14 protein-coding genes are annotated in these 13,312 nt (G+C 73.6%); 2 read left to right on the top strand and 12 right to left on the bottom strand.

Annotation, left to right across the window (positions count from 1 at the left end; all coding sequences use genetic code 11):
- Positions 1 to 94: 94 nt before the first annotated feature.
- Positions 95 to 2,599, bottom strand: coding sequence for a phenylalanine--tRNA ligase subunit beta (gene pheT, locus J2S58_RS06230; RefSeq protein ID WP_306826639.1), 2,505 nt, complete (start codon positions 2,597 to 2,599; stop codon positions 95 to 97).
- 3 nt (positions 2,600 to 2,602) lie between these two features.
- Positions 2,603 to 3,736, bottom strand: coding sequence for a phenylalanine--tRNA ligase subunit alpha (gene pheS, locus J2S58_RS06235; RefSeq protein WP_306826641.1), 1,134 nt, complete (start codon positions 3,734 to 3,736; stop codon positions 2,603 to 2,605).
- A 192-nt stretch (positions 3,737 to 3,928) separates the two neighbouring features.
- On the opposite strand from pheS, the gene J2S58_RS06240 reads away from it, so the two are divergent.
- On the top strand, positions 3,929 to 4,498 hold the full coding sequence (locus J2S58_RS06240; RefSeq protein ID WP_306826642.1) for a type II toxin-antitoxin system PemK/MazF family toxin: 570 nt from the start codon (positions 3,929 to 3,931) through the stop codon (positions 4,496 to 4,498).
- Between the two features lies 1 nt (position 4,499).
- Here J2S58_RS06240 and J2S58_RS06245 read toward each other — a convergent pair whose 3' ends face one another.
- From J2S58_RS06245 to infC, 6 genes are all read right to left on the bottom strand, one after another.
- Positions 4,500 to 4,895 carry an HIT family protein gene (locus tag J2S58_RS06245; RefSeq protein WP_306826644.1) on the bottom strand — a complete coding sequence of 132 codons (396 nt, stop codon included), beginning with the start codon at positions 4,893 to 4,895 and terminating at the stop codon, positions 4,500 to 4,502.
- Between the two features lie 154 nt (positions 4,896 to 5,049).
- Positions 5,050 to 6,456 carry a dicarboxylate/amino acid:cation symporter gene (locus J2S58_RS06250; protein WP_306826646.1) on the bottom strand — a complete coding sequence of 469 codons (1,407 nt, stop codon included), beginning with the start codon at positions 6,454 to 6,456 and terminating at the stop codon, positions 5,050 to 5,052.
- 289 nt (positions 6,457 to 6,745) lie between these two features.
- Complete coding sequence (locus J2S58_RS06255; protein ID WP_306826648.1) at positions 6,746 to 7,573, bottom strand: TrmH family RNA methyltransferase; 828 nt, start codon at positions 7,571 to 7,573, stop codon at positions 6,746 to 6,748.
- A 152-nt stretch (positions 7,574 to 7,725) separates the two neighbouring features.
- Positions 7,726 to 8,109, bottom strand: coding sequence for a 50S ribosomal protein L20 (gene rplT, locus J2S58_RS06260; RefSeq protein WP_306826650.1), 384 nt, complete (start codon positions 8,107 to 8,109; stop codon positions 7,726 to 7,728).
- A 98-nt stretch (positions 8,110 to 8,207) separates the two neighbouring features.
- Positions 8,208 to 8,402 (bottom strand): 50S ribosomal protein L35, encoded by a 195-nt coding sequence (rpmI, locus tag J2S58_RS06265; RefSeq protein ID WP_306826652.1) that lies wholly within the window; start codon positions 8,400 to 8,402, stop codon positions 8,208 to 8,210.
- Between the two features lie 164 nt (positions 8,403 to 8,566).
- Positions 8,567 to 9,166, bottom strand: coding sequence for a translation initiation factor IF-3 (gene infC, locus J2S58_RS06270; RefSeq protein WP_306826654.1), 600 nt, complete (start codon positions 9,164 to 9,166; stop codon positions 8,567 to 8,569).
- Positions 9,167 to 9,707: 541 nt separating this feature from the next.
- On the opposite strand from infC, the gene J2S58_RS06275 reads away from it, so the two are divergent.
- Positions 9,708 to 10,073: a DUF1844 domain-containing protein gene (locus J2S58_RS06275; RefSeq protein ID WP_344470642.1), complete on the top strand. Its 366-nt coding sequence runs from the start codon at positions 9,708 to 9,710 to the stop codon at positions 10,071 to 10,073.
- An 11-nt stretch (positions 10,074 to 10,084) separates the two neighbouring features.
- Here J2S58_RS06275 and J2S58_RS06280 read toward each other — a convergent pair whose 3' ends face one another.
- From J2S58_RS06280 to J2S58_RS06295, 4 genes are read right to left on the bottom strand one after another with little or no spacing between them, the layout of a single operon-like run.
- Positions 10,085 to 10,717 carry a PH domain-containing protein gene (locus J2S58_RS06280; RefSeq protein ID WP_306826659.1) on the bottom strand — a complete coding sequence of 211 codons (633 nt, stop codon included), beginning with the start codon at positions 10,715 to 10,717 and terminating at the stop codon, positions 10,085 to 10,087.
- On the bottom strand, positions 10,714 to 11,211 hold the full coding sequence (ribH, locus tag J2S58_RS06285) for a 6,7-dimethyl-8-ribityllumazine synthase (RefSeq protein ID WP_306826661.1): 498 nt from the start codon (positions 11,209 to 11,211) through the stop codon (positions 10,714 to 10,716). The genes J2S58_RS06280 and ribH overlap by 4 nt, the downstream gene beginning before the upstream one ends.
- Positions 11,208 to 12,569, bottom strand: a complete 1,362-nt coding sequence (locus J2S58_RS06290; RefSeq protein ID WP_306826663.1) for a bifunctional 3,4-dihydroxy-2-butanone-4-phosphate synthase/GTP cyclohydrolase II — start codon at positions 12,567 to 12,569, stop codon at positions 11,208 to 11,210. Before J2S58_RS06290 ends, ribH begins: the two co-directional genes overlap by 4 nt.
- Positions 12,566 to 13,192 carry a riboflavin synthase gene (locus tag J2S58_RS06295; RefSeq protein WP_306826664.1) on the bottom strand — a complete coding sequence of 209 codons (627 nt, stop codon included), beginning with the start codon at positions 13,190 to 13,192 and terminating at the stop codon, positions 12,566 to 12,568. Before J2S58_RS06295 ends, J2S58_RS06290 begins: the two co-directional genes overlap by 4 nt.
- Positions 13,193 to 13,312 lie beyond the last annotated feature (120 nt).

Here is a 13,312-nt window from a genome sequence, read left to right on the forward strand (position 1 = left end):
TGGCACCCGCACGCCCGGAACAGCGAACCCCGGCCCGTCGTCCCCGGCCGGACCCGCCCCGGGCAGGCGGCGGGTCCGGCCGAACGGGAGCGGATCAGCCGCGCAGGACGGCACCGACCTTCTCGGCCGCCCGCTGCACGGCGGCGTCCCGCACCTGCGAGGCCTGCGCCGCGGTCAGCGTCCGGTCGGGCGCCCGGACGACCAGCGCGAAGGCCAGCGACTGCTCCCCCCGCGCGACCTGGTCGCCGGTGTAGACGTCGAACAGCCGCACCGACTCCAGCAGCTCACCCCCGCCGTCGCGCAGCGCGGTCTCCACCGCAGCCGCCGGGACGTCCGCGGAGACGGTCACCGCGACGTCCAGGTTGACCGGCGGGAACGAGGAGATGTGCGGCGCGACCGGCACGGCGCGGGCCGGGATGCCGTCGAGGTTCAGCTCCACGGCCGCGGTGCGGGGCGGCAGGCCGAGCCGCTGCACCACGGCCGGGTGCAGCTCGCCGGCGTACCCGACGGGCCAGTCGCCCACCTTGATCACCGCGCAGCGCCCGGGATGCCACGGCGCCTGGGTGGCGGCGGCCACCCGGACCCGGACCCCGGCGGTCTCGCCGATGCGCCGGGCCAGGGCCACCGCGTCCGCCCACGAGTCGGCCCGTCCCGGACCCCACCAGCCGGCCCGCTCCACCGCGCCGGCCAGCACCACCGCGACGTGCTGCGGCTGGTTCGGCAGGGCGGCGTCGAGCAGGGCGCGGGTGGCGTCGTCCGGGCGTCGGTCGGCCGGCGGCGTCGGCATCGTCGGCGCGTTGTGCCGGGGCAGGAAGACCTGTCCGATCTCGTACACCAGCAGGTCCCGGGTACCCCGGGACAGGTTGCGCTGCACCGTGTCCAGCAGACCGGGCAGCAGCGTGGTGCGCAGCAGCGGCCGCTCGGCGTCGAGCGGATTGCGGACCTGGACCGCACGTCGCCGGACGTCGTCGTCCGGCAGACCGAGAGCGGTGAGCTCGGTCGTCCCGACGAACGGGAAGCTCAGCACCTCGGTGAGTCCGGCGGCGGCCAGGTCCGCGGCCACCTCGCGGCGGCGCCGCTGGCGACCGGTCAGGCCGCGACCGACCGGGGCGACCGGGAGCACCGACGGGATGGTGTCGAACCCCTCCAGCCGCGCGACCTCCTCGACCAGATCGGCGGGACGGGTGAGATCGGGCCGCCAGCTGGGAGGGGTCACCTCCACCGCGTCCACACCGGTCGGACCGGCGGCCGGAGCACCGACGGTGCAGCCGACCTGACCGAGCCGCAGGGCGATGGTGGCCGGGTCGAACGGCCGGCCGATCAGCCGTTCCGGATCGCCCAGCGGGAGCGTGACGGCGGCCGGGGTGACCGCGGCTCCCCCGGGTCGCTCGTCGGACGAACCGGCGACCGTGCCACCACCGAAACGGACCAGCAGATCGGCGGCCAGTCCGGCCGCGTAGGCGGCCACGGCCGGGTCGACCTCGCGCTCGAAGCGCCGCGACGCCTCGCTGGGCAGCTTGTGCCGACGGGCGGTCCGGGAGATGCCCGGGGCGTTCCAGTGGGCCGCCTCGATGAGCACCTCGGTGGTGCCGTCGGTGATCTCGGTGGACTCCCCGCCCATCACCCCGGCGAGCGAGATGGGGCCGGAGGTGTCGGTGACGACGACGTCGTCCGGGTCGAGCCGGCGCTCGACACCGTCCAGCGTGCGCAGGGTCTCGCCCGCGTGCGCCTTCCGGACGGTGATGTCGCCGCTGAGCCGGGCCAGGTCGAACGCGTGCAGCGGCTGACCGGTCTGCATCATCACGTAGTTGGTGACGTCCACGGCCAGCGAGATGGACCGGACGCCGGCCTGCTGCAGGCGTCGCCGCATCCAGAACGGCGACGGGCGGGTGGGGTCGACCCCGGTCACCCGCACGGTGACGAAGCGACTGCAGCCCGAGTCCTCGGCCAGGTGCACGGGCCAGCCCCCCTCGCCGGCCGGTGCCCCGGCACCGAGAGCGGCGTCGGTGAACGGGGTGTCGTAGGCGACGGCGAGCTCGCGGGCCAGCCCGCGCAGGGACAGTGCGTACCCGCGGTCGGGGGTGACGGCCAGCTCGACCACGGCGTCGTGGCTGCCCAGCAGTTCGCGGGCGTCCTGCCCGACGGGGGCGTCGGCGTCCAGGACGAGGATGCCGTCGTGCTCGGTGCCGGTCCCCAGCTCGCGGACCGAGCAGATCATCCCGTCGGACAGCCGGCCGTAGGTCTGGCGGGAGGCGATGGCGAAGCCGCCGGGCAGCACGGCACCCGGTAGGGCTACCACCACCTTGTCGCCGGCGGCGAAGTTCCGGGCGCCGCAGATGACCTCGCGGGGCGCGTCGGAGCCGTCCGGCCCGTTACCCGGTCCGACGTCCAGGGTGACGAAGCGGATCGGCTTCTTGAACTCGGTGAGCTCGGTGATCGTCAGCACCTGACCGACGACCAGCGCCCCGGTGGTCTCCGGGACGCGGTGGATGTCCTCCAGCTCGAAGCCGAGCCGGACGAAGGCCTCACCGATCTCCTCGGCGGAGACCCCGGCGGGCAGGTCGACGAGTTCGGACAGCCATTCCAGCGGTGCACGCATGACTCAGATCTCCTGTCGGGCGGCGAGGGCGCGGCGGACGGACTCGACCGTCGGCGGCCGGGAGAAGGCCGAGGTGAACCGGACGTCGCCCTCGACCAGGTCGCGCATGTCGGAGATGTCGTGGCGGAACTGCAGGGTCCGCTCGATGCCCATGCCGAACGCGAAGCCCGACCACTCCGCCGGGTCCAGGCCGCAGGCCCGCAGCACGTTCGGGTCGACCATGCCGCAGCCGCCCCACTCCACCCAGCCGGCGCCACCCTTCTTGGCCGGGAAGAACACGTCCGGTTCGGCCGACGGCTCGGTGAACGGGAAGAACGACGGCCGGAACCGGGTGGTCGCCTCGTCCCCGAACAGCGCCCGGGCCAGATGGTCCAGGGTGCCGCGCAGATGGGCCATCGTCAGGTTCCGGTCGATGGCCAATCCCTCGACCTGGTGGAAGACCGGGGTGTGCGTCGCGTCGAGCTCGTCGGTCCGGTAGACCCGGCCCGGGCAGATGACGTACAGCGGGGGCTCGCGCTCCAGCATGGTGCGGATCTGCACCGGCGAGGTGTGCGTGCGCAGCACCATGCCGGGATCGCCCGCGGACCCGGGCAGCGGCTGCGTGTAGAACGAGTCCTGCATGGCCCGCGCCGGGTGGTCCGGCGGGAAGTTCAGCGCGTCGAAGTTGAACCACTCCGCCTCGAGCTCCGGCCCCTCGGCCACCTCCCACCCCATGGCCACGAAGATGTCCTCGATGCGCTCCATGACGGTGGAGATGGGGTGCCGGGCGCCGCTGGGCGTGCGGTCGTAGGGCAGCGTGACGTCGACCCGTTCCTGGACCAGCACCTGCTCCTCGCGGGCGGCCTGAAGCTCGACCTCGCGGGCGGCGACGGCCTGGTTCACCCGGGCGCGGGCCGGGCCGATGATCTTGCCGGCCACCGCCTTCTCGGCCTTGTCGAGCCGGCCGATGGCGCGGTTGGCCAGGGCCAGCGGACTGCGGTCACCGGCGTGGGCCAGGCGGACCTGCTTGAGCGCGTCCAGATCGTCCGCGGCGGCGATCGCGGCGGTGGCGGCGGCCACGGCCCCGTCCACGGCCTGGGCGTCGGTCGGGTCCAGACCCCCGGTCTCGGGCGGGACGGGGGGAACGGGTGCGGACATCGGGAAGCCTTCCGGGAGGGGACGAGCGGGGCGGGATCCAGCCCGCCGCGGCCGGCCGCCGGTGGTCGAGGAGCTCGACTCAGCGACGACGCCCGCGCACGGGCCCGGTAAATCGCCGGTCGGCGGTCCACGGTCCGGGTGCGCTCACCGCGCCATCCTCTCACGGCCGTCGCGGCCGGTAGGGTCCGCACGATGTCGCTGCTCGGTGGTCTGCTCAAGGTGCTGCGGGTGCTCTCCCCCACCTCGTCCCCGACCCGGACGCCCGCCCGCCCGACGCCGCGGACCCGGACGGCGCCGGACTCCCGCCCGCGTGCGCGCACCGGCGCGGCGGACGACCCGGGCACCCCCGGCCGGTCCGGTCCGTCGGCCACCCGCCCGGTCGACCCGGCGCGGGTCGGCCGGGTGCGGATGTCCTACAACCCGGTGACCGACGGGAACGCCGATCCGGGCGAGATCGTCTGGACCTGGGTGCCGTACGAGGAGGACGACGGCCGCGGCAAGGACCGGCCCGTCCTGGTGGTGGCGGCGGAATCCGGTGGCACCGTGCTCGCCGTCCCGCTCACCTCCAAACCGCACAGCGGCGCGGACTTCGTGGCCGTCGGCGCCGGCGGGTGGGACGGGCAGAACCGTCCGTCCTGGGCCCACGTCGACCGGGTGCTGCGGGTCCATCCCGCCGGCATGCGCCGCGAGGCCGCCGCGCTGGGCGCCCGCCCGTTCGCCGACGTGCAGGCCCGGCTGCGGGAGCGCTACTCCTGGCGGTGAGTCAGGGCTGCAGACCCCGGCGGATCAGCTCGGCCGGTCCGCGCAGCTCCGCCGGATCCACCGGCCGGGCGTGCGACCAGTCCAGATCTCCCATGCCCCAGGCGGGGAACACGTGCAGGTGGGTGTGCGGCACCTCGAACCCGGCGATGATCAGGCCCGCCCGCGGCGCGTCGAACACGGTGCGCAGCACCTCACCGATGCGCTGAGCGACGGCGGTGACCCGGGCCCACACCGCGGGCTCCAGATCGGTCCACCGGTCCACCTCCGCCACGGGGACGACCAGCACGTGCCCGGGGGTGAGCGGGGCGATGGTCAGGAACGCGACGACATCGTCGTCCCGCCAGACGATCTCGCCCGGAAGATCGCCCTGGATGATCTGCGTGAAGACGGTGGCCATGTGCCCATCCTCCCCCGCCACAGGTCGACCGGTGTGAACCGGACCCGCCCGGGACATGCCATCGCCGACCCGGGCGGTCCTGGTGGACCGGCCGGATCGGCGGGGGTTCGGTGCTGGGGTCGCGACCGGGTCGCGTCCCGGGATCGGGCCGGCGTCAGGCGGAGGCACCGACCGGGACCCGGGTGGGCTCGGCGTGGTTCAGGCCGTCACCGTTGGGCCCGTTGTACCGGGCGATATCCAGGATGCCCTCGCGCTTGGCCACGATGACCGGGACCAGGGCCTGGCCCGCGACGTTGGTGGCGGTGCGCATCATGTCCAGGATCGGATCGATGGCCAGCAGCAGGCCGACACCGGCCAGCGGCAGACCGAGCGTCGACAGGGTGAGGGTCAGCATGACCACGGCACCGGTCAGTCCGGCGGTGGCGGCCGAACCGACCACGGAGACGAACGCGATCAGCAGGTAGTCGCCGATCGACAGGTCGATGCCGAAGATCTGCGCGACGAAGATCGCGGCCAGCGCCGGGTAGATCGCGGCACAGCCGTCCATCTTGGTCGTCGCGGCCAGCGGCACCGCGAAGCTCGCGTACTCCTGCGGGACACCGAGGTTGCGGGTGGTGACCTCCTGGGTCACCGGCATGGTGCCGACCGACGAGCGGGAGACGAAGGCCAGGGCGATCGCCGGCCAGGCACCGGCCAGGAACTTGCGGGCGGACAGGCCGTGGACCCGCAGGACGATCGGGTAGAGCACGAACATCACCAGCAGGCACCCGACGTAGACGTCGACGGTGAACACCGCGAGCGGGGCGATGAGGTCCCAGCCGTAGTGGGCGACGGCGTAGCCGATGAGCGCGCCGGAGCCGATCGGGGCGAGCCGGATGATCCACCACAGCACGGTCTGCACCACGGCCAGGGCGGACTCGGCGAAGCCCAGGAACGGCTTGGCCCGGTCCCCGGTCTTCAGGGCGGCGGCCCCGACGACGATGCCGATGACCACGAGCTGCAGCACGTTGAAGTTCAGCGAGGTATTGGCGGAGACCGACGCGGCGTCGAAGGAGTCACCGGTCAGCGTCGTGGAGGTGCTGGCCTGCAGGCCGAGGAAGTTGCCGGGGACCAGCCCGGTGAGGAAGTCGGTCCAGCTGCCGGTGCGGCCGCTGTACGCGGCGTCGGCCACGGTGCTCTGGGCCAGCCCGGTGCCCTGCCCCGGATTGGTCAGCAGGCCGATGCCCAGGCCGATGCCCACCGAGATCAACGCGGTGATGGCGAACCACAGGATGGTCTGCACGGCGAGGCGGGCGGCGTTCGCCACCTGGCCGAGCCGGGAGATGGAGACGATGAGGGCCAGCAGGATCAGCGGGGCCACCACCGCACGCAGCAGCGTCACGAAGATGCTGCCGATCTGGTTCAGGGTGGTCTCCAGCCAGCTGATGTCGCCGACGAGGGCGATGACGCCGAGCACGATGCCGACGGCGAGACCGATGAGGGTCTGCGCCCAGAACGGCACCGAGCGGCGCCGCTCGGCCGCGGTGACCTCCGTGGACACGGAGGAGGAGGGTCGGGACACGACAGCACCTTTCGCAGGCCGCGCGCGGGAAGCGCTGCGGGGGGCCGCGAGTGGTCAGCGGCCGGGGTTCAGGCGACCGGGACCCGGTGGGATCGGCGGCCTTCCTGTGCAACCTCTGAGAACCCCCGCCCCATTCCCCCCTCCACGATGGGAATTGTGTTCCCGCCCACCCGTGTCCTGCGCCACCCGTGCGTCGGACACCGGTCCACCCCCGGAGACCACTGCACCCCCGCCGGAGGACGACGGGGGTGCAGATGCGACAGGTGGTGCGGAGAACGCCGGTGGTCGATCAGCTCGCGGTGGCGTCCTGCCGACGGTGGGCCGAGGCACTCGCGTACAGGCAGATGGCGGCGGCCGTGGCCAGGTTGAGCGATTCGGCCCGGCCGTGGATCGGCACCCGGACGCTCTCGTCGGCGACGGCGAGGATGTCCGCGGGCAGCCCGTGCGCCTCCGAGCCGAACAGCCAGGCCGTGGGCAGCTCGAGGATGCCGTCGGCGGTGGCCTGGTCGAGGTCGAGTTCGGCCGCGCCGCTGGTGGCCAGGATCGAGAGCCCCGCCTCGGACAGCTGCCGGATGACCGCGACCGGGTCGTCGAGGTGCACGACCGGCAGGTGGAACAGACTCCCCGCCGACGCCCGGACGGCCTTGGGATTCCGCGGGTCCACCGACTGACCGGCGACGAGCACCGCATCGGCCCCGGCCGCATCGGCCAGCCGGATGACGGTGCCGGCGTTGCCCGGATCACTGGTCTCGACGAGGACGGCCACCAGCCGGGGGCCGGCGTCGAGCACGTCCTGGGCGGACGGCCCGGTGATCGCGCACACCGCGACGATGCCCTGCGGCGCGACGGTGTCGGACAGGGCGGCGGCCGCCTTCTCGGTGACCTGGCTGACCTCGACCCCGGCCGCGAACGCGGCGCGGACGATGTCGACGTGCCGCGCACCGGCCTGCTCGGTGATGAACAGCTCCAGGACGGTGCCGGGCTCGCCCGGCTCGGCCGCGACGGCCTCGCGGACCGCCTGCGCACCCTCGGCCAGGAATTGGCCGGACTCGGTCCGCCGCGCCCGACGCAGGAGCTTGCGGGCGGCGACGATGCGGGCCGACTTCTCGGTCAGCACCGGACCGTCGTCGGTATCGGTCCCGCCGTCACCCGGGACCGCCCGGGCGGCCTCACGGGCCTGGGCGGACTGCTGGGCGCGACGGGACTCCGGGCGGGCACCCTGGGTGCCCGACCCGGCGGGCCGGGAGCGGCCCGCCGGAGTGGACGTGCTCAGGCGGCATCCCCGGCGGAGGCCTGCGCCGGGACCGCCGCGCGGGCGATCTCGACGAGAGCGGCGAAGGCGGCCTCGTCACGCACGGCCAGATCGGCCAGCACCTTGCGGTCGACCTCGACCTCGGCGACCTTCAGGCCCTGCATGAAGCGGTTGTAGGTCATGCCGTTGGCGCGGGCCGCGGCGTTGATGCGCGCGATCCAGAGCTTGCGGAAATCGTTCTTCCGCTTCCGCCGGTCGTTGTACGCGTAGTTCAGCGAGTGCAGAACCTGTTCCTTGGCCTTGCGGTACAGCCGGGAGCGCTGGCCGCGGTAGCCGCTGGCCTGCTCCAGAACGGTGCGGCGCTTCTTGTGGGCGTTGACCGCCCTCTTGACGCGTGCCACGGGACACCTGTCTTTCTGACTTCGCCCGGCCGCAGGAGCGGCCGGGAAGGGTTCGGGGGTCCGACCGGCGGACGCCGGTCAGGACGGGGGGAGGTGGTTCAGATGCCCAGCATGCGGCGCATGCGGGGGACGTCGGCGGGGGCCACGACATGGGCCCCGTCCATGCGCCGGGTCACCTTGCTGGACTTCTTCTCCAGGTTGTGGCGCTTGCCCGAACCCGCGTGGGTCAGCTTGCCGGTGCCGGTGATCTTGACCCGCTTCTTGATCCCGGAGTGGGTCTTGTTCTTGGGCATGTCGTCCTCGTCATCTCATCTGGTCATGGGTGGTGCTGTGGTCGGTCCACGGCCGCACTGCCCCCACCGCCGATGCCCGTGCGGGCGCGATGGAGCCAGGACTGCCCCGTCCCCGGCGAACCGGGTCCGGACGTGCTGTGGTGCGGGGCGGACCGACCCGGAGGTCAGCCGACCTCGGCGGGGGCCGGGGCGCTGGTGCGCACCTTCACCTGCTTGTGCGGGGCCAGAACCATGATCATGTTCCGGCCGTCCTGCTTGGGGGCGCTCTCGATGACGCCCAGATCGGCGACGTCCTGCGCGAGACGCTGCAGCAGACGGAAACCGAGCTCCGGTCGCGACTGCTCGCGACCGCGGAACATGATCGTGACCTTGACCTTGTCCCCGGCCTTCAGGAAGCGCACGACGTGACCCTTCTTGGTCTCGTAGTCGTGCGCGTCGATCTTCGGGCGGAGCTTCATCTCCTTGATGACCGTGAGGACCTGGTTGCGACGGGCCTCACGGGCCTTCTGCGCGCTCTCGTACTTGAACTTGCCGTAGTCCATCAACTTGCAGACCGGCGGGCGAGCGTCGGGCGCCACCTCGACGAGATCGAGGTCGGCGTCCTGCGCCATCCGCAGGGCTTCCGCCACGGTGATGATGCCCACCTGTTCACCGGCTGCGCCGACGAGGCGGATCTCCGGGACGCGGATCCTGTCGTTGATGCGTGGCTCGACGCTGATTGAGTCCTCCTGGGTGCTGAGACTGCGGGGTGGTGCTGCGACCACGGGGCGCTGATGCCCCGGGCCGGCGACACGGGCACCGGGCGTCCGGCGACGCCGGACTCGATGCTCGCGGTCAGCCCCCTGCTGGCAGCGGCTGCAGAGACGGGAAAGGCCCCGCTGCGCAGGCGCGGCGGGACCCCAGACGACCGGACGCCCGTGCTCGGCAGACCCGAGGCACGGGTGGACACCGGCCCGGAGGCCGGCGGACCGGGACCCGGCTGCCGGTGACGGCGGCGCGGGTGGGAGTCGGGGACCCCACTTTGCAGGCTCCCGTCCGACCCCTCGACGGGGTGCGGACATGCAGGAGCTGGTCGCGGGCATCAGCCTACACGCGGTGGGTACCGTCAGGCCAATGAGCACCCAGCACCCCGACGTGCACGACACTCCCGCCCCGTCGCTGCCCGAGACCGACCCGGCCGGCAACCCCGTTCCGGCCAGTGCGGCCGGCGGCCCCGTGGCCTACGACCCGACCGGGCCGGACGGCACCGACGCCCCCCTGGTCGAGGGCGAGGACATCGGACCCGAGGCGTCCGGTTCCGCCGCCGTGGATCTCGACGGGGCCCCCGCCGCATCGACCGAGGGCCCGGACGACCGGGATCTGGTGGACATCCCCGCCATCGAGGTGATCAGTCGGGCCGCGGTGCTGCTGATGAGCGCGGCGGCCGAGCAGCTCGGGCTGGCCGACGCCGACCCGGACGCCCCCGCCCACCGTGACCTCGACGAGGCGCGGCGACTGATCACCGCCCTCGCCGGGCTGATCAGCGCGGCCGCTCCGGACCTCGGCCCGCACGCCGCGGCCTTCCGGGACGGACTGTCCGGGCTGCAGGGCGCCTTCCGCGAGTACTCCACGCACCCGGACGCCCCCGGCGAGGGACCGGGCGAGAACCTCCGCGTCAGCCGGCGGGGCTGACCCGGGACCCGTCAACCGCGCTTCCTGGCCGCCCGCCGCTGGTCGATGATCTCCAACCGGCCGAGCGGGCGGTCGGGCTCGGGGGTGTCCAGGATGCGGTTGCCCACCGCCTCGGCCGGGCGGGTCTCGGGCGGGGCGTACTGCTCGTGCAGGGCGCGCGCCCGCCGCAGGGCCTGCACGGCCCGGCCGCGGTCGATGCCCTGGATGGCCATCAGCGGATGGGTCTCGTCGTCGGGCAGGATGACCTGTGCCCACGGCGCCCCCTGCGGGAACGCGATCCGCCGGACCAGGGGCCACTCGTAGAACTTCTCCCCCACGATGTTGCGGACGGAGATGCCCTCGGGCGTCACCCGCAACCGGGGCCGGGCCGTGGTGAGGATGGTCAGGCCCATGATGACGCCGAACCCGATGAGACCGATCTGGTCGGCCAGCCGGAACGGCACGCCCTCGTCGGAGTCGCGGAGCAGGAACCCGATCACGCCCATCGCGCCCACCACCACGGCCGCGGCGATCCAGGCGAAGATCGCGATGCGGCGCGGCCGGACCGTCAGCAGCACCGTGCCCGGGGCGGCCACCGGGGCCGGGGCGGTGCCGGGCTCGGTGGCGGGATCGGAGTGGGAGCGGGCCGGCTCGGGTGCGGTCACGAGCCGAACCCCATGCCGGTCGGTCGACGGAGATCGCGGAGCACCAGCGCGGTGGTGAGCGCGGCGATCATCGCCTCGCCGCCCTTGTCCTCGATGCTGTCGGGCCCGCCGGCGCGGGCCACGGCCTGCTCGTGGGTGTCGCAGGTCAGCACGCCGTTGCCCACGGGGGTGCCGGCGTCCAGCGCGACCCGGGTCAACCCGGCCGTCACCGCGTCGCACACGTACTCGAAGTGCGGGGTGCCGCCCCGCACGACGACGCCGACCGCGACGACCACGTCGTGCCCGGAGGCGAGCTCCTGGGCGACCACGGGGAGCTCCACCGCGCCCGGGACACGCACCACGGTCGCCGGGGCGGCACCGGCCTCGCGGGCGACCGCGACGGCCCGGTCGACCAGCAGGTCGGTGATCTCGGCGTGCCACGAGGTGCCCACCACGGCGACCCGCAGGCCGCGCGCGTCGGGGATCACCGGGGCCGGTCGACCTTCACCACTCATGCTCGTGCTCCTGGATCGGTGGGATCGGCGTCCGGCAGATCGCCCGGTGCCGGGGTGGGGTCGCCGGCGGTGGAGCCGCCCGGCACGACCTGGTCGAGCCGGCCACCCAGATCGCCGTCGAGCACGTGGCCCATCCGGTCGCGCTTGGTGGTCAGGTAGCGCAGGTTCTCCGGGTTCGGCGCGCCGGCCAGGGGCACCCGACCGAGCACGGTCAACCCGTAGCCCTCCAAGCCGGCGCGCTTGGCCGGGTTGTTGGTCAGCAGCCGCATGGAGCGGATGCCCAGATCGGCCAGCACCTGGGCGCCGGTCCCGTACTCCCGGGAGTCCGAGGGCAGACCCAGGGCCAGGTTCGCGTCGACGGTGTCGGCGCCCTCGTCCTGCAGCTCGTAGGCCCGGAGCTTGTCCAGCAGCCCGATGCCGCGACCCTCGTGTCCGCGGATGTACAGCACGACCCCGCGGCCCTCGGCGACCACGGCGTCCAGCGCGGTGTGCAGCTGCGGCCCGCAGTCGCAGCGCAGCGACCCGAGCACGTCGCCGGTCAGGCACTCGGAGTGCACCCGGACCAGGACGTCCTCGCCGTCGCCGAGCTCGCCGTGCACCAGGCCGATGAGCTCCCGGCCGGTGACCGTGCTCAGGTACCCGTGGGCCTGGAAGAGCCCCTGGGGCAGGGGAAGTCGGGCCTGGGCGACCTTGCGGATCTGCACCTCACGGGCCCGCCGGAAGGCGACCAGATCGGCGATGGAGATCAACGCCAGGTCGTGCTCGGCGGCGAACGCCTGCAGTTCGGGCAGTCGGGACATCGACCCGTCGTCGTTGACGACCTCGCAGATGCCGCCGGCCGGACGCAACCCGGCGAGCTGGGCCAGGTCCACGGCGGCCTCGGTGTGCCCGGGCCGGACCAGCACACCCCCGTCCCGGGACCGCAGCGGGAAGACGTGCCCGGGACGGGACAGCCCGTCCGCGGTGGTGGTCGGGTCGGCCAGCGCCCGCAGGGTCACCGCACGCTCGGCGGCGGAGATCCCGGTGGTCACCCCGTCGCGGGCGTCGACCGAGACGGTGTACGCGGTGCCCTTGCGGTCCTGGTTGACGTGGTACATCGGCGGCAGCTCGAGGCGGTCGCAGTCCGCACCCGGCAACGGGACGCACAGCACGCCGGAGGAGTACCGGATGACGAAGCCGACGAGCTCGGGGGTGGCCAGCTCGGCGGCGAAGACGAAGTCGCCCTCGTTCTCCCGGTCCTCGTTGTCCACCACGATGATCGCGCGACCGGCGGCGAGCTGGGCGGTGGCGTACTCGATGGTGTCGAAGCCGGCAGCCGAACGGATGCGCGGCGGGGCGTCCTGCAGCAGGTCGCTCATGCGGAGTCCCGGGCCTGCAGCAGGCGCTCGACGTACTTGGCGATGACGTCCACCTCGAGGTTGACCCGGTCCCCCACCCGGGCGGCACCCAGGGTGGTGGCCGCGCGGGTCTCCGGGATGACGCCGACGGTGAACTCGGCGCCGCCGGGTACGTCCTGCACGGCGACGACCGTGAGCGAGACGCCGTCGATGGTGATGGCGCCCTTGCCGGCCAGGTACCGGGCCAGGTCCGGGCCGACCGCGAAGCGGAACTCGTCCCAGGCCGGATGGGGCTCGCGGGCGATGATCTCGCCGACCCCGTCCACGTGGCCCTGCACGATGTGGCCGCCGAGTCGGGTACCGGCGGTGACCGAACGCTCCAGGTTGACCGGGTCGCCCACGCTGCGGCCGCCCAGGGTGGACCGGTGCAGGGTCTCGGCCATCACGTCGACGGTGAAGGTGTCCGCGCCGCGGTCGACGACCGTCAGGCAGACCCCGGCGACGGCGATCGAGTCACCGTGCCCGGCGTCCGAGGAGACCTTGGGCCCCCGGACGGTCAACCGTGCGGCCGGCCCGCCGACGTCTCCGTCGACCACCTGCAGGTCGACGATCTCGCCGCGTTCCTCCACGATGCCGGTGAACATGCTGGTCCTCTCCTCGGAACGGCGCGCCGGGCGTCCCACCCGGACCGGCCGGTCCGCTGTCCATTGTCGTCCTGCTGTCGTCGTGCAACGCGCGGTCCGGGCCGGAGCAGACCGGCCGCA

The sequence above is a fragment of the Nakamurella flavida genome (assembly GCF_030811475.1).
In the GTDB taxonomy this organism is placed as follows: Bacteria; Actinomycetota; Actinomycetes; order Mycobacteriales; family Nakamurellaceae; genus Nakamurella; species Nakamurella flavida.